Source organism: Mesorhizobium sp. WSM4814, assembly GCF_055811595.1.
The window spans coordinates 34,123-49,559 of record NZ_JBVVQT010000008.1; the positions used below are offsets into that span (position 1 = coordinate 34,123).

Here is a 15,437-nt window from a genome sequence, read left to right on the forward strand (position 1 = left end):
CAGGTGGGAGACGACACTACCACCACTTTTCCGGCTGGAACGTACCCGCCGCCTGTTCGATGACATGGGCGGTCTGGAACAAGGTTTCCTCGTCGAACGGCCGGCCGATGAGCTGCAGGCCGAGCGGCAGGCCCTTGGCGTCGAGCCCTGCGGGCACGGCGATGCCCGGCAGTCCGGCCATGTTCACGGTCACCGTGAAGATGTCGTTGAGGTACATCTTGACCGGGTCGGCGGCCATGTCCTCGTCGGCGATGCCGAAGGCTGCCGACGGCGTCGCCGGCGTCAGGATGACGTCGACGCCGGCAGTGAATGCGTTTTCGAAATCCCGCTTGATGAGGTTGCGCACCTTCTGCGCCTGCAGATAGTAGGCGTCGTAGTAGCCGGCCGAGAGCACATAGGTGCCGATCATGATACGGCGCTTGACCTCGCGGCCGAAGCCGGCGGCGCGGGTCTTCTCGTACATGCCGACGATGTCCTTGCCCGGCACGCGCAGCCCGTAGCGGACGCCGTCATAGCGGGCGAGGTTCGACGAAGCTTCGGCGGGCGCGACGATGTAATAGGCCGGCAGCGCGTATCTGGTATGCGGAAGAGAAATGTCGACGATCTCGGCGCCGGCATCTTTCAGCCAGGCAATGCCCTTCTGCCACAGCGCCTCGATCTCCTCGGGCATGCCGTCGACGCGGTATTCCCTCGGGATGCCGACCTTCATGCCCTTGATCGGCTTGCCGATCGCCGCCTCGTAATCCGGCACCGGGCGGTCAACCGAGGTGGTGTCCTTCGGATCGACCGAGGCCATGGATTTCAAGAGAATCGCGGCGTCACGCACGTCGCGGGCGATCGGACCGGCCTGGTCGAGCGACGAAGCGAAGGCGACGATGCCCCAGCGCGAGCAGCGGCCGTAGGTCGGCTTGATGCCGACCGTGCCGGTGAAGGCGGCGGGCTGGCGGATCGAGCCGCCGGTGTCGGTGGCGGTGGCGCCGGCACACAGGAACGCCGAAACGGCGGAGGCCGAGCCACCCGACGAGCCGCCCGGCACGAGTTGGGCGTTATCCAGCATGCGCGCGGTCCTGGTGCCGCCGGCCGAGACAAAACCGCCATCGCCCTGATGCGTGGTCGGCATCACCATCGTGTCGACGCGTGAACGCCGCCACGGATTGACGACAGGGCCGTAGTAGGAGCTCTCATTGGACGAGCCCATGGCGAACTCGTCCATGTTGAGCTTGCCGAGCATGACGGCGCCGTCGGCCCACAGATTGGCGGTGACGGTCGATTCGTAGTGCGGCTTGAAGCCGTCCAGCACATGGCTGCAGGCCTGGGTGTGGATGCCTTCGGTGCCGAACAGGTCCTTGATGCCGAGCGGAATGCCTTCAAGCGACCCGCCCTCGCCCTTCGCAAGCTTCGCGTCCGAGGCCTTGGCCATGTCGCGCGCCTTGTCATCGGTTACGACGACATAGGCATTGAGCGCCGGATTGGCCCGCTCGATTGCCTGGAGATAGGCTTCGGTGATCTCGGTTGCGGTGATTTCCCTGGCGCGCAGCTTGGCGCGGGCCTGCGATATCGTCAGGTGGGTCAGTTCGCTCATCAGGCAAGGCTCTTTTCGTAAAACACCGACCACCCGGAATCGGGATAGTCCAGCACCGGGCCGCAGCGCGAAAATCCGGCGCGTTCATAGACGGTCCACGCAGCCGGATGGCGGTCGCCGGTTTCCAGCACCAGACGCTTCAGTCCTTCATTGCGCGCCAGCGCCTCGATTCGCTCGACGATCCCGGCGCCGATCTTCTGCCCGCGATGCGAAGGCCGCGTGTACATGCGCTTGACCTCGCCGACGGCGCCATCGTGGCGTTTCAGCGCGCCGCAGCCGATGGCGAGGCCGTTGTCGCGAGCGATGAAGACAGTCGTGTCGTTGTCGGCCATCTGCTCTACGGTCATGTGGGAGCAGTGCTCCGGCGGTGTCAGTTCCAGCAGCGTGTCGTTGAGCTCCTTGACCAGCCCGCGCACGTCGTCCTGCAGCGGCGTTTCGACGGCGATCTCGATTGCCATCGGCCCGCTACTCCACGACCTTTGGAACGAGGAAGAAATTCTCTTCGGTGGCCGGTGCGTTGGCGACGATGTCGGCCGCCTTGCTGCCGTCGGTGACGACGTCCGGGCGCTTCTTCATCTCCATCGGAATGACCGACGTCATCGGCTCGACGCCGGCGACGTCGACCTCGTTCAACTGCTCGACAAAGCCGAGAATGGCGTTCAACTCGCCGGTCATGCGCTCGGCATCCGCCTCGCTCACCGCAATGCGGGCGAGACGCGCGACGCGCTTCACTGTCTGCAGATCAACGGACATATTTGCTTGTGCCTCGGGAAAACCAGTTCGCGCTATAGCGGCGCGGCGCGTGCCGCGCAACATGCATCGTGCCGAGAACCGGCCCGGAAGGTCGATGGCAGCGCAACGCCGTCGCAGCGAACAGCTTGCGCCTTTGGCATGCGCTACAAGGTGCATGCTTCTACAAGGTGATTGTCCCGCCGATCTCCGGCAATGCCACCTTCACGCCGGAACCCTCCAACCCCGCGACGAACTTGTCGGCGGTCTGGTCGATGATCGGAAACGTGCCGAAGTGACTGGGAATGACCGTCTCGAACTGAAAGAAGCGCCGGCAGGCAAGGGCTGCCACCGCGCCGCCCATGGTGAAGCGGTCGCCGATCGGCACGATGCCGATCTTCGGCTCGTGCAGTTCGTTGATCAGCGCCATGTCGGAAAAGATGTCGGTGTCGCCCATATGATAGAGCGTCTTGTCTTCCTGGAAATGCAGCACGAGGCCGCCGGGACTGCCGAGATAGGTGTTCTGGCCCTTGTCGCCCGGGAACGACGAGGAATGCAGCGCCTGGACGAAGGTAGTGGTGAAGCCGCCGCAATCGACAGTGCCGCCGATATTGCCCGGATTGATCTTCTTGTCGCTGACGCCCTTGCCGACCAGGTACATGCAGACCTCGAAATTGGCGACCAGCATGGCGCCGCTTTTCCCAAGCACTTCAAGCGCACCACTGATGTGATCGCTGTGGCCGTGGGTCAACAGAACATGCGTGACCCCTTCCGCCGGCTCTTCCCAGCCGCCCGTCCATGACGGATTACCGATCAGGTAGGGATCGATGAGGATTTTCGCCTCGGCGGTTTCGACGCGAAATGCGGAATGTCCGTACCAGGTCAGTTTCATGAATGCCTTCCTCGATTTTTGCTTCGCCAAAGGATAGAACGCCGGCAGTGAAATTAAAGTCCCACAGCGTCCTTTGCGGCGTGTAGTCCGAGGAGAGCCGTTGAGCATCATCACCATCGAGGAGTTGCTGGCGCGGCTCGGCGGCGGCAAGACGCTGGCCGGGCTCGACCTTGGCGACAAGACGATTGGCGTGGCGGTTTCCGACCGGGGCTTTGCCTTCGCCCACCCGCGTCCCGTCATCATGCGCAGGAAATTCTCGCTGGATGCCGCAGTGCTGCTCGCCTTGCTGCAGAAAGAGAATGTCGGGGCCGTAGTGCTCGGCCTGCCGGTCAACATGGACGGGTCGGAAGGCCCGCGCGCCCAGAAATCCCGCGCATTCGCCCGTAACATGGCTGGTGTGACCGACCTGCCCTTCGTCTTGTGGGACGAGCGGCTGTCGACGGTGGCGGCCGAGCGGACGCTGATCGAGATGGATTTTTCGCGCCGCAAACGCGCCGGCAAGATCGATTCGGCCGCGGCGGCCTTTATTCTGCAGGGCGCGCTCGACCGGCTTCAGGCGCTCGGCGTCGACGCCTGGTCGAAATAGCGGTCGCGCATTATCCTGATCCAGCCACCGATCACCCGGCGGCGGCGAAACGCCCAAAACGCCATGAGCAGCAGGCTGTCGAGGATGCAGGCCTTTGCCACCATGCCCGGAATGAGCGCCGGATCGATGCCAAGCATCTCGCCATAGAGCTGGAAGACGAGGTCATGCAATTGGCGGCTCAGCATGACGTAGCCGAAATTGATGTCGTTGAACGACAGGAAGAACCAGCCCCAGAACAGGGCCAGCGGCGTCGCCCATAGCGCGAACAAGGTGCGCATCAGCGGTCCCTCAAGTTCGTGTCCGGCCACAAGGTCGCGTCCAAGCTGCCTGAAATGCGCGAGAGCGCCGAGTTGTGCGCCGCCGCGTTAGCCATCAAAGAGCTCAATATATGCCGCATAGCGTTCCTGCTTCCGTAAACAGGACAGTGGGCTTTGCGGCTTGCCGCCGCAATGGAAACCATTTGTTAAGGTTAACGGTCATCCACAGCGGCGCTGGATTCGTTCTTACCTTCTCCCCTTGTGGGAGAAGGTGGATCGGCGCGCAGCGCCGAGACGGATGAGGGGTGCTGGAAGAAATGAGGCGTGGGCGTTCCCTGGAACACCCCTCATCCGGCCGCTTCGCGGCCACCTTCTCCCACAAGGGGAGAAGGGAGAACCGCGCTTGCCCTCATCAGCATCGCGCTGGATCCCTTCTTACCTTCTCCCTCAACTTCAGCTGCTGACCTTGATGTCGTTATCCGCGCACCAGGTCTTCAACGCTTCTTCCGTGGCTTTTTGCTCGAAGTCGTACCATCGATCAACGGCGCCCCTGTGCTCCAAAAGATCCTTGAATCGGGCATAGGCACCCGCCCGGCTGAAGATCTCCCGAACCTTATCGTAATCGTCGGGCAGGTGGTGGCGCGCGAAGGACAGCACCAGCGGTTTGCCGAGATCGAGTTCGCGCTTGTCCGGAATGGCGATGTATCTTTCGCTGTCCTCGAGGTCGTCAGGCAGTTCTTCGACATCGTCCACCCATTCCGAATGCCAGTAGATCTTGCCTGTTTCCATGCACAGATAGGCCTCATTTTCGCCGGCTCCGCCGGAGTTCACGAATTCGAACGCATCCAGAAGCTCGCTGAAATTGACTGCCATTGCCATCTCGCTGCGCATGAGCCTGTCGTCGCCGTATACAACAACCCTATCTAATCGGGCGCGCGAACGTGGGAGTTCCCAAAGTCTCAGATTATTTGCGCCGCGCTCGCAATCAACTAGCGGCGCGACAGACGACGAGAAACCTTGCCGAAGTCGCTTCAGGTGACCGGGGGGTAGAGCGTGTCGATGATCATACGCGCGTCATGGCGCGAATCGAGCATGCCATAGGTGTTGCGCCACTGGCCGGCGAGGCGTGTCTCGACGAAGGCGTCGGCGATCCGCCCTGCCCCCAGCCTGCGAAGCTCCGCCGCCGCCGCCGACAGCGCCAGTTGCTCGGTGAGCAGACGAGCCGAGCCCTCATCGGTTGCCGCGACCTGCATGGCTGCCTTGAGCACACCGACGGTGCCGCGCCCGCCGGCGCCGAGATCGCGATCGATGCCGGCCAGCACCTCTTCGAACAGGCCGGGTGCACGCCCCAGCACGCGCAGCACGTCGAGCGCCATGACGTTGCCGGATCCCTCCCAGATCGCGTTGACCGGAGCTTCGCGATAGTAGCGGGCGAGCGGCGCCTCCTCGACATAGCCATTGCCGCCGAGGCACTCCATCGCCTCATAGAGCAGCGGCGGTGCGATCTTGCAGACCCAGTATTTGACGACCGGCGTCATGGCGCGCGCAAAAGCCGCCTCGCCGCGATCGCCGGCCGCCTCGTCGAAAGAGCGCGCCAGTCGAAATGACAGCGCGGTGGCGGCGGCGACGTCGAGCGCCATGTCGGCCAGCACGCGCTGCATCAGCGGCTGCTCGATCAGATTGGTTCCAAACACCTGGCGGTGACGGGTGTGGTGGACGGCTTCGGCCAGCCCGGCTCGCATGATCGCCGACGAGGCGATCGCGCAGTCGAGCCGGGTCAGCGTCACCATATCCATGATCGTCTTGACGCCTGCCCCGGGCTCGCCGACCATCTCGCCGATGGCATTGACGAACTCGACTTCGGACGAGGCGTTGGAGCGGTTGCCAAGCTTGTCCTTCAGCCGCTGGAAGCGGAAGCCGTTGCCCGAGCCATCGCCGAGAATGCGCGGAACGAGAAAGCACGAAAGTCCTTCCGGCGCCTGTCCAAGCACCAGGAACGCATCCGACATCGGCGCCGACATGAACCATTTGTGGCCGGTCAGCCGATAGAAGCTGCTGCCGGCGCGCTCGGCCCTGGTGACGTTGGCGCGGACGTCGGTGCCGCCCTGCTTCTCGGTCATGCCCATGCCGAGCGTTAGCCCGGCCTTTTCGACCGGTGGCTTCTGGCTCTGGTCGTATTTGCGTGTCGTCACCCGCGGCGCCCATTCGCGAAACAGTTTTGGGCTTGCCATCAGCGCTGCCAGCGAGGCGCTGGTCATGGTGATGGGACAGAGATGCCCGGTTTCGAGCTGCGCCGTCAGGTAGAAACGGGCGGCCCGCACCTGATGGCGACGGCCGATCTCGGCATCGCCATTTTCCCAGACCGACGAATGCAGCCCATTCGCCACCGACCGGCGCATCAGCGCATGATAGGCTGGATGGAACTCGACCAGATCGATGCGCCGGCCCTGGCGGTCGTGGGTCCTCAGCTTCGGCGTCTCGACATTGGCGAGGCGAGCCAGTTCCTGCGCCTCCTGCGTCAGCACGAAACGGCCAAGCCCATCGATATCCTTGCGCACCGGATCGGAAAAACGCTCGGCAAGCTGGATCAGCAACGGATCGCCTCGCCAGGCGTTGCCGCCTGCCAGCGGCGGCGGCTGGTTCGTCACGTCGTCGGTCACACACTGTCCTTATCATCACAAGGCCACGAATCCGAAGCCATCAGCTAGATATAGCCCAAGCCGCGCAACGCGCGCGACGAAAATACCGGGGAGAAAGGCCGCAATCCAAAGCTGGTGCTTGCAGCCAAAGGTCCTCCACCCTATAGCAGCGCCTTGAGATGACCGACGCTTCGTCCCTGCCACTCTACCCCCACCGCCATCTTCTGGGCATCCGCGATCTTTCCCCCGCCGACATCGAGCTTTTGCTGGACAGGGCGGACAGGTCGGTCGCGATCTCGCGGCAGTCGGAGAAGAAGGCCTCGACGCTGCGTGGCCGCACCCAGATCAACCTGTTCTACGAAGCTTCGACCCGTACGCAATCGTCGTTCGAACTGGCCGGAAAACGGCTCGGCGCCGACGTCATGAACATGTCGGTGGCCAGTTCTTCGGTGAAGAAGGGCGAGACGCTGATCGACACGGCGATGACGCTGAACGCCATGCATCCCGACATCCTGATCATCCGCCACCAGTCGGCGGGTGCCGCCGCGCTGCTGGCGCAAAAGGTCGGCTGCTCGGTGATCAATGCCGGCGACGGCGCCCATGAGCACCCGACGCAGGCGCTGCTCGACGCGCTGACCATCCGTCGCGCCAGGGGCCCGCTGTCGAAGCTGATCGTGGCGATCTGCGGCGACATCCTGCATTCGCGGGTGGCGCGTTCCAACATCATGCTGCTCAATGCGCTCGGCGCGCAGGTGCGCGTCGTGGCGCCGTCGACACTTTTGCCGGCCGGCATCGAGAAAATGGGCGTGATCGTCACCCGTTCGATGGCCGAAGGGCTCAAGGACGCGGATGTGGTGATGATGCTGCGGCTGCAGCGCGAGCGCATGGAAGGCGCCTTCGTGCCTTCGGTCCGTGAGTATTTCCACTATTTCGGCCTCGACGCCGAGAAGCTGAAGGCGGCCAAGGACGGCGCCCTGGTCATGCATCCCGGCCCGATGAACCGCGGCGTTGAGATCGCCTCGGAAATCGCCGACGGTCCGCAGAGCGTCATCCAAGAACAGGTGGAGATGGGTGTTGCCGTGCGCATGGCGGTGATGGAAGCGCTGCTCGATCCCCGCCGCAATTATGAGGGCCGCGGCGCATGAGCACAACGGTGTTCAGCCGGGCCCGCATCATCGATCCGTCGCGCGGCATTGACGAGGTCGGCACCGTCATTGTCGAGGGCCGCAAGATCGTCGCTGCCGGCAAGGCGGCCTTGAACCAGGGCGCTCCGCAAGATGCTAATGTCATCGACTGCGCCGGCAAGGCAATCATTCCCGGCCTGATCGATGCGCGCGTCTTCATCGGCGAACCGGGCGGCGAGCACCGCGAGACCATCGCTTCGGCCAGCGTGGCGGCGGCCGCCGGCGGCGTCACTTCCATCGTCATGATGCCCGACACCGACCCGGTGATCGACAATGTCGCGCTGGTCGAATTCGTGCTGCGCACCGCCAAGGATACGGCCGTCGTCAACATCTTTCCGGCGGCGGCGATCACCAAGGGGCTCGAAGGCCGCGAGATGACCGAATTCGGCCTGCTGCGCGAGGCCGGCGCGATCGCCTTCACCGACGGGCGGCACACCATAGCAAGCGCGCTGGTGATGCGCCGCGCGCTGACCTATGCGCGCGATTTCGGCGGCGTGATCGCGCATGAAACCCAGGACGCCGACCTCGCTTCGTCAGGTGTCATGAACGAAGGCCTCTATGCCAGCTGGCTCGGCCTTGCCGGCATTCCGCGCGAGGCCGAGTCCATTCCGCTGGAGCGCGACCTTGCGCTGGCGCGGCTGACTGGCGGCGCCTATCACGCGGCCAAGATTTCGACTGCGATGGCGGCAAACGCGGTAACGAGGGCCAAGGCCGACGGCGCCAAAGTCACAGCAGGCGTCTCGATCCACAATCTGTCGCTCAACGAGAACGATGTCGGCGAATACCGCACCTTCTTCCGGCTGACGCCGCCGCTGCGCGCCGAGGAGGACCGGCTGGCGATGATCGAGGCGGTCAAGGACGGCACCATCGACATCATCGTATCCTCGCACGACCCGCAGGACGTCGACACCAAGCGGCTGCCTTTCGCCGACGCCGCGGCCGGTGCCATCGGACTGGAAACGCTGCTCGGCGCGGCGCTGCGGCTCTACCACAATGGCGATATGACGCTGCTCAGGTTGGTTGAGACATTGTCCACCGCGCCGGCAAGACTGTTCGGCCTGCCCGGCGGCACGCTGAAGCCGGGTGCGGTCGCCGACCTTGCGCTGGTCGATCTCGACGAGCCATGGATCGTCAGCGAAAGCGGCATCCGTTCGCGCTCGAAAAACACCTGTTTCGAAGGCGCGCGGCTGCAGGGCAAGGTCTTGCAAACGATGGTGGCGGGCCGCACAGTGTTTTCGGCCTAATGCATGTCGCGCAAAAGCATGCCCTCGGGCCTGACCCGAGGGTGCGCAGCGGTTTTGCGATAACGACATGCATAAAACAGCAACCTAAAGCGCGTCGCATGAGGCCGGTCAAACGCGACGCGCTTTAGGGCATATCCGGGGGAACAATGGCTTACGGCATCGTCTTGGCGCTGGTGTTCGGCTATCTGCTCGGCTCGATCCCGTTCGGCCTCCTGATCACCCGTGCCGCTGGCCTTGGCGACGTCCGCAACATCGGGTCCGGCAATATCGGCGCCACCAATGTGCTGCGCACCGGCAACAAGGGCCTGGCCGCCGCCACGCTGCTGCTCGACGCGCTGAAAGGCACGGTGGCGGTGCTGATCGCCGGCTACTTTGCCCCGGAGCTCGGGCTCTGGGCCGGCTTGGGCGCCTTCTTCGGCCATCTCTTCCCGGTCTGGCTCGGTTTCAAGGGCGGCAAGGGGGTCGCCACCTATCTCGGCGTGCTGGTCGCTCTTGTCTGGCAGGTGGCGCTGATCTTCGCCCTCGTCTGGCTGGCCATGGCTTTCCTGTTCCGCTATTCCTCGCTGGCGGCGCTGACGGCAGCAATCGTCGTGCCGGTCGCGCTCTATGTCCTCAGCACGCCTCAGATTGCCGGGCTGTTCGCGCTGATGAGCCTGATCGTCATCATAAAACACCGGGCCAACATCACCCGGCTGCTGGCCGGCACCGAGAACAAGATCGGGGCCAGGGAGTGAGCCAGCGCGCCGCCGGGACGCGGCTCAGCGACCGGCAGCGGTTGAGCTGGCTTCGTTTGATCCGCACGCCGAATGTCGGTGCGGCCACCTTTCGCGACCTGATCAACCGTTTTGGCTCGGCCGAGACGGCGCTCGAGATGCTGCCCGAGCTGATGGTTTCGGGCGGCGCCAGAAAGGCCGTCCGCATCCCGACGGTGGCCGAGGCCGAGGCGGAACTGGAGACCGCACGGCGCGCCGGCGCCCGCTTCGTCGGCATTGGCGAGGCCGACTATCCGCCGCTGATGAAAAGCATGGACCATCCGCCGCCGCTGCTCGCGGTCAAGGGCGAAGGCGCGGTGTTCCGGCTGCCGGCGGTCGCCATAGTCGGCGCCCGCAACGCCTCGCTGGCCGGCATCAAGATGGCGCGGACGCTCGCCGCCGAACTCGGCCGCGACGGCTTCGGCATCGTCTCCGGCCTGGCGCGCGGCATCGACACGGCAGCACATCAGGGCAGCCTTGCGTCAGGCACGATCGGTGTGCTGGCCGGCGGCCTCGACCTGCCCTACCCGCCCGAAAATGCCGCATTGTGCAACGAGATTGCCGAGCGCGGCGGTGCCATCATTTCAGAGATGCCGTTCGGCTGGCAGCCGCGCGCCCAGGATTTTCCACGCCGCAACCGCCTTGTCGCCGGTGCGGCATTGGGGCTGGTCGTGGTCGAGGCGGCGCTGCGTTCCGGCTCGCTGATCAGCGCCAGGCTTGCCGGCGAGATGGGCCGGCTGGTCTTCGCCGTCCCCGGTTCGCCGCTCGATCCGCGCGCCGCCGGCGCCAACGCCTTGCTCAAGGACGGCGCCACCCTGGTCACCGAAGCATCGGACATTACCGGTGCGATCGCGCCGCTGGTCGGCGCACTGGCGCCAAGGACGCGGCTGCTCGAAGAGCCGCCCGACTTTTCGGCAACACCGCCACCCGGCGAAGATGACCGCGCCCGCGTCATCGAAGCGCTCGGCCCGACGCCGGTGGCGATCGACGAAATCATCCGCCACACCGGCCTGCATCCCGCCCAGGTTTTCATGGTGCTGCTGGAACTCGACCTAGCCGGCCGACTGGAGCGCCACGCCGGCGGCAATGTCTCGCTGGTGTGATCGAGACGATTCTTGAGAGAACCTGGCTCGACGCCGCTGGAAAACCCAAGGCGTCATGAAGCATCTCGCTTTAGACCGGGAACAGGAACGCTAACCTGTTGATTTTCATCGAAAAAATGGTGAGCGCGCAGGGATTCGAACCCTGGACCTACTGATTAAAAGTCAGTTGCTCTACCGGCTGAGCTACGCGCTCCCGCGGGCTCAGGATGCCGCCCTCGAAATTGCGCGGAACATAGGGAGAGTGTCTCGAACGGTCAACCGGAAAAAGAGGCCGCGCAAGCCGGACTTTTCGCGGTCTGCTGACGCCTCGCAAACCGTCTCGACGAGTTCGGAGTGGCTGTCTCGCACAAAAGCCGAGACCTATTACAAATCAGCGGCTTGCTATTTTTCGCGGAACAATTGCGCAACATCCCCGTTTTTATCGCTACAAGGGACGACGCTATCAAGGAGAAGGCCATGAACAGGATCATGTCGGGCTTGCTGGCGACCGTGCTGTCAGCGTCGTTCGCTGTAGCGCAGATCGTGCCGGTCAACGCCCAGCCCATCTATGTGCCGCTAGGCCAGAATGTCTCGTCGGATGTCCAGACTGTCGAACACAGACGGTGGAGGCGTGGTTTCGGCCGCGATTTCTCCCGTCGCGATTTCCGCCGTGAGTTCCGTCGCGATTTCCGTCGCGATTTTTCTCGCCGCGATTTCCGCCGCGATTTTTCTCGTCGCGATTTTGACCGCCGCGATTTTCGTCGTTTCGCCCGTAACGACGATTTCAGGTACTATCGCGGCTATCGCGGCTATCGCTATTATCGTCCTGGCTATCGTCGCTACAACGACTACTGGTTCCCGCTGGCGGCCTTCGCTACCGGTGCGCTGATCACCGGCGCGATCATCAACAACCAGAGCCGCCGCATCTATCGCGGCGATGCCCACGTGGAGTGGTGCTACAGCCGCTACAGATCTTACCGGGCCTACGACAACACGTATAAGCCTTACTACGGCCCCCGCCGGCAGTGCATCTCGCCCTATTGATAACCAGGGCGGAGTTGAATAAGCTTGTTGAAGAGCCTGCGCCGGCAACGGCGCAGGCTTTATCCTTCCGGTACGCGAATCTACAGCGGGCTCAGTGTCCGGCGCACAGCATGGCGCCAACCCGCCAGCTTTGCGGAACGGACCGATGCATCCATGTCCGGTCGAAAACGTCGCTCCAGCGCCCAGCTCCTGGCGAATTCCCTTGTCTTCGGCCAGACGCCGGCCTTCGAGCCGGCCAGCCATGCCGCGCCGAGCGCCGTCGTCTCCAGAATGGTCGGGCGGTCGACCGGCGCATCGAGGATGTCGGCCAGCCGCTGCATCGTCCAGTCCGACGCCACCATGCCGCCATCGACCCTGAGAACGGTCTTCGCTGACGCGCCCTTCCAGTCCCTGCGCATCGCGTCGAGCAGGTCGCGCGTCTGGAACGCAACGGATTCCAGTGCGGCACGGGCAAATTCCGCCGGGCCCGAATTGCGGGTCAGCCCAAAAATGGCGCCGCGCGCCTCGGCGTCCCAGTGCGGCGCGCCAAGCCCGACGAAAGCCGGCACCAGATAGACTTCCTGGGTCGGGTCGGCGCTCGCCGCCAGCACGCCGCTCTGCTCGGCCTTGCCGATCACCTTGATGCCGTCGCGCAGCCATTGCACGGCAGCGCCGGCGATGAAGATCGACCCTTCCAGCGCATAGGTGGTCTTGCCGTTCAGCCTGTAGGCAATGGTCGTCAGCAGACGATTCTTCGAGCGCACCAGATCGCTGCCGGTGTTGAGCAGCGCGAAGCAGCCGGTGCCATAGGTGGATTTCATCATGCCCGGCTCGAAACAGGCCTGGCCGATGGTCGCCGCGTGCTGGTCACCGGCCACACCGAGGACCCTTATCTCTGCGCCGAACAGGCTTTTCTCCGTGATTCCATAGTCGTCGGCGCAATCCTTCACCTGCGGCAGCATCTTTCCCGGTATGCCGAGAATGGCCAGGAGTTCGTCGTCCCAGGCATTCTTTTCGATGTTGTAGACCAGCGTGCGCGAGGCGTTGGTGGCATCGGTGGCGTGAACCTCGCCGCCGGTCAGCCGCCAGATCAGAAAGCTGTCGATGGTGCCGGCCAGCAATTCGCCTTTCTCGGCGCGTTTTCTGGCGCCCTTCACCTTGTCCAGCATCCAGGCGATCTTGGTACCGGAGAAATAGGGATCGAGCAGCAGGCCGGTCTTTCTGGTGAACTTCTTCTCCAGCCCCAGCTTCTTCAATTTCTGGCACAGCGGTGCGGTGCGGCGGTCCTGCCAGACGATCGCGTTGTGGATCGGCCTGCCGGTCGCCCTGTCCCAGATGACGACGGTCTCGCGCTGGTTGGTGATGCCGATAGCAGCGACATCCGATGCATCGCGGCCGGCGCTGTTCAGCGCAGCCTTCGCTGTCGCCACGACACTCGACCAGATTTCCTCCGGATCATGCTCTACCCAGCCGGAGGCTGGATAATGCTGGGTAAACTCTTCCTGGCCGCTGCCCACGACCTTCATGTCACCGTCGAACAGGATCGCCCGGCTCGACGTCGTCCCCTGGTCGATTGCTAGGATAAAGCCAGTCATTCTCACTCCCTCGGCGCAAACAGGGGAGACGGCAATTTGCCGCCTCCCCCGATTGGTGCGATGCGGGCGCGAACGCCCGGACCGATGCTCAGTTGCTCCAGCTCTTGACCAGCTCGTCGTAGTTGATGGTCTGCGGCTTGTCCTTCTCCGGCTCGATCTTCAGCTGCGGCGCGAGATTGCCCTTGGCGACGGCATCGGCGTTCCACTCCTCGAGGGTTTTTTCCTCGGCGAGTTTCGGTCCGATGTCGCCCTGCACGCCGGCGCGCTCGAGGCGCTCAAGCACCTCTTCCTGCTCGGCACAGAGCGAGTCCATCGCCTCCTGCGGAGTTTTGGCACCCGACGAGGCGTCGCCGATCGCCTGCCACCAAAGCTGTGCCAGCTTCGGATAGTCAGGGACGTTCGTACCCGTCGGCGACCACTGGACGCGGGCCGGCGAGCGGTAGAACTCGATCAGGCCGCCGAGCTTCGGGGCACGGTCCGTGAAGCTCTTGTGCTGGATCGTGCTCTCGCGGATCAGCGTCAGGCCGACATGGGCTTTCTTAACGTCGACTGTCTTCGAGGTGACGAACTGCGCGTAGAGCCAGGCTGCCTTGGCGCGGTCGTCAGGCGTCGACTTGAGCAGCGTCCAGGAACCCACGTCCTGGTAGCCGAGCTTCATCCCGTCCTTCCAGTACACGCCATGCGGCGACGGAGCGAAGCGCCATTTCGGCGTACCGTCCTCGTTCACGACGGGAAGGCCGTCCTCCACCATGTTGGCGGTGAAGGCCGTGTACATGAACATCTGCTGGGCAATTTCGCCCTGCGCCGGAACTGGCCCGGATTCCGAGAAGGTCATGCCCTGGGCAGCGGCCGGAGCGTAAGCCTTCATCCAGTCGAGATATTTCTGGATGGCATAGACCGACGCTGGACCGTTGGTGTCACCGCCGCGAGCCACGCAGGAGCCGACCGGCCGCGACTTCTCGTCGACCTTGATGCCCCATTCGTCAACCGGAAGACCATTCGGCAGCCCCTTGTCACCATTGCCGGCCATCGAAAGCCAGGCATCGGTGAAGCGCCAGCCGAGCGACGGGTCCTTCTTGCCGTAGTCCATATGGCCGTAGACTTTCTTGCCGTCGATCTCGCGGCCGGTGAAGAATTCGGCGATGTCCTCATAGGCCGACCAGTTGACGGGAACGCCGAGGTCGTAGCCGTACTTCGCCTTGAAGTCCGCCTTGTTCTTCTCGTCGTTGAACCAGTCGTAGCGGAACCAGTAAAGGTTCGCGAACTGCTGGTCGGGCAGTTGGTAAAGGTCGCCGTCCGGAGCCGTCGTGAACTTGGTGCCGATGAAGTCGGCGAGGTCGAGGTTCGGGTTGGTGACGTCCTTGCCCTCGTTCGCCATCCAGTCGGTCAGGCTGCGTGCCTGCTGGTAGCGCCAATGGGTGCCGATCAGGTCGGAGTCGTTGACATAGGCGTCGTAGATATTTTCGCCCGACTGCATTTGCGTCTGCAGCTTTTCGACAACATCGCCTTCGCCGATCAGATCATGGGTGATCTTGATGCCGGTGATGTCGGTGAACGCCTTGGCCAGCGTCGCCGATTCATAAGAGTGCGTCGCGATGGTTTCCGAGACGACCTTGATGTCCATGCCCGCAAAGGGCTTTGCAGCATCGATGAACCACTGCATCTCGGCTTCCTGGCCGGCGCGATCGAGCGTCGACAGGTCCTTGATCTCGGCGTCGAGAAACGCCTTGGCTTCGTCCATTCCGGCATAGGCCTGGCCGGCTCCGAGGAGCAGGACCAGAGCAGTCGTTGACGTCAGAAATTGCCTTCGCATGTATTTCCTCCACTGTTCAGTTCCAAGTGCTATCTGGAGCAGCCCCCGGGGATGCTCCA

General features: G+C 63.7%; 15 protein-coding genes and 1 tRNA gene. 6 read left to right on the top strand and 10 right to left on the bottom strand.

Annotated features, from left to right (window positions below):
- Positions 1 to 16: 16 nt before the first annotated feature.
- The 4 genes from AC0L2V_RS14645 to AC0L2V_RS14660 all read right to left on the bottom strand — a co-directional run bounded on the left by AC0L2V_RS14645 (position 17) and on the right by AC0L2V_RS14660 (position 3,203).
- Positions 17 to 1,582, bottom strand: a complete 1,566-nt coding sequence (locus AC0L2V_RS14645; protein WP_473520466.1) for an amidase — start codon at positions 1,580 to 1,582, stop codon at positions 17 to 19.
- Positions 1,582 to 2,040, bottom strand: coding sequence for a GNAT family N-acetyltransferase (locus tag AC0L2V_RS14650; protein WP_473520467.1), 459 nt, complete (start codon positions 2,038 to 2,040; stop codon positions 1,582 to 1,584). The genes AC0L2V_RS14645 and AC0L2V_RS14650 overlap by 1 nt, the downstream gene beginning before the upstream one ends.
- 7 nt (positions 2,041 to 2,047) lie before the next feature.
- Positions 2,048 to 2,335: an Asp-tRNA(Asn)/Glu-tRNA(Gln) amidotransferase subunit GatC gene (gene gatC, locus AC0L2V_RS14655; protein ID WP_128168140.1), complete on the bottom strand. Its 288-nt coding sequence runs from the start codon at positions 2,333 to 2,335 to the stop codon at positions 2,048 to 2,050.
- A 160-nt stretch (positions 2,336 to 2,495) separates the two neighbouring features.
- Entirely contained in the window at positions 2,496 to 3,203 is a 708-nt protein-coding gene (locus AC0L2V_RS14660) for a metal-dependent hydrolase (protein WP_473520468.1), read from the bottom strand.
- Between the two features lie 100 nt (positions 3,204 to 3,303).
- On the opposite strand from AC0L2V_RS14660, the gene ruvX reads away from it, so the two are divergent.
- A complete protein-coding gene (gene ruvX / locus AC0L2V_RS14665; RefSeq protein WP_473520469.1) occupies positions 3,304 to 3,789 on the top strand; it encodes a Holliday junction resolvase RuvX in 486 nt (161 codons plus the stop codon).
- On the opposite strand, the gene AC0L2V_RS14670 is transcribed toward ruvX, so the two are convergent.
- The 3 genes from AC0L2V_RS14670 to AC0L2V_RS14680 all read right to left on the bottom strand — a co-directional run bounded on the left by AC0L2V_RS14670 (position 3,756) and on the right by AC0L2V_RS14680 (position 6,706).
- A complete protein-coding gene (locus AC0L2V_RS14670) occupies positions 3,756 to 4,097 on the bottom strand; it encodes a DUF6105 family protein (protein WP_473508484.1) in 342 nt (113 codons plus the stop codon). The genes ruvX and AC0L2V_RS14670 overlap by 34 nt on opposite strands.
- Positions 4,098 to 4,499: 402 nt before the next feature.
- Positions 4,500 to 4,937, bottom strand: coding sequence for a UPF0158 family protein (locus AC0L2V_RS14675; RefSeq protein ID WP_473520470.1), 438 nt, complete (start codon positions 4,935 to 4,937; stop codon positions 4,500 to 4,502).
- 140 nt (positions 4,938 to 5,077) lie between these two features.
- Positions 5,078 to 6,706 (bottom strand): DNA alkylation response protein, encoded by a 1,629-nt coding sequence (locus tag AC0L2V_RS14680; RefSeq protein ID WP_023801194.1) that lies wholly within the window; start codon positions 6,704 to 6,706, stop codon positions 5,078 to 5,080.
- Positions 6,707 to 6,864: 158 nt separating this feature from the next.
- Between AC0L2V_RS14680 and AC0L2V_RS14685 the strand changes: the two genes are divergently transcribed.
- The 4 genes from AC0L2V_RS14685 (at position 6,865) to dprA (ending at position 10,968) form a co-directional block, all read left to right on the top strand.
- Positions 6,865 to 7,830, top strand: a complete 966-nt coding sequence (locus AC0L2V_RS14685; protein WP_128168134.1) for an aspartate carbamoyltransferase catalytic subunit — start codon at positions 6,865 to 6,867, stop codon at positions 7,828 to 7,830.
- Positions 7,827 to 9,113: a dihydroorotase gene (locus AC0L2V_RS14690; protein WP_473520471.1), complete on the top strand. Its 1,287-nt coding sequence runs from the start codon at positions 7,827 to 7,829 to the stop codon at positions 9,111 to 9,113. Before AC0L2V_RS14685 ends, AC0L2V_RS14690 begins: the two co-directional genes overlap by 4 nt.
- A 146-nt stretch (positions 9,114 to 9,259) precedes the next feature.
- On the top strand, positions 9,260 to 9,847 hold the full coding sequence (gene plsY / locus AC0L2V_RS14695; RefSeq protein ID WP_473520472.1) for a glycerol-3-phosphate 1-O-acyltransferase PlsY: 588 nt from the start codon (positions 9,260 to 9,262) through the stop codon (positions 9,845 to 9,847).
- Complete coding sequence (gene dprA, locus AC0L2V_RS14700; protein ID WP_473520473.1) at positions 9,844 to 10,968, top strand: DNA-processing protein DprA; 1,125 nt, start codon at positions 9,844 to 9,846, stop codon at positions 10,966 to 10,968. Before plsY ends, dprA begins: the two co-directional genes overlap by 4 nt.
- A 117-nt stretch (positions 10,969 to 11,085) precedes the next feature.
- On the opposite strand, the gene AC0L2V_RS14705 is transcribed toward dprA, so the two are convergent.
- Positions 11,086 to 11,161 (bottom strand) — tRNA-Lys (locus AC0L2V_RS14705).
- 263 nt (positions 11,162 to 11,424) lie between these two features.
- Here AC0L2V_RS14705 and AC0L2V_RS14710 point away from each other — a divergent pair.
- Positions 11,425 to 11,991 (top strand): BA14K family protein, encoded by a 567-nt coding sequence (locus AC0L2V_RS14710; RefSeq protein ID WP_473520546.1) that lies wholly within the window; start codon positions 11,425 to 11,427, stop codon positions 11,989 to 11,991.
- An 80-nt stretch (positions 11,992 to 12,071) separates the two neighbouring features.
- Here AC0L2V_RS14710 and glpK read toward each other — a convergent pair whose 3' ends face one another.
- Both glpK and AC0L2V_RS14720 read right to left on the bottom strand, forming a co-directional pair.
- On the bottom strand, positions 12,072 to 13,565 hold the full coding sequence (gene glpK, locus AC0L2V_RS14715) for a glycerol kinase GlpK (RefSeq protein ID WP_473520474.1): 1,494 nt from the start codon (positions 13,563 to 13,565) through the stop codon (positions 12,072 to 12,074).
- Positions 13,566 to 13,653: 88 nt separating this feature from the next.
- Positions 13,654 to 15,378, bottom strand: a complete 1,725-nt coding sequence (locus tag AC0L2V_RS14720) for an ABC transporter substrate-binding protein (RefSeq protein WP_473490229.1) — start codon at positions 15,376 to 15,378, stop codon at positions 13,654 to 13,656.
- Positions 15,379 to 15,437: the final 59 nt, after the last annotated feature.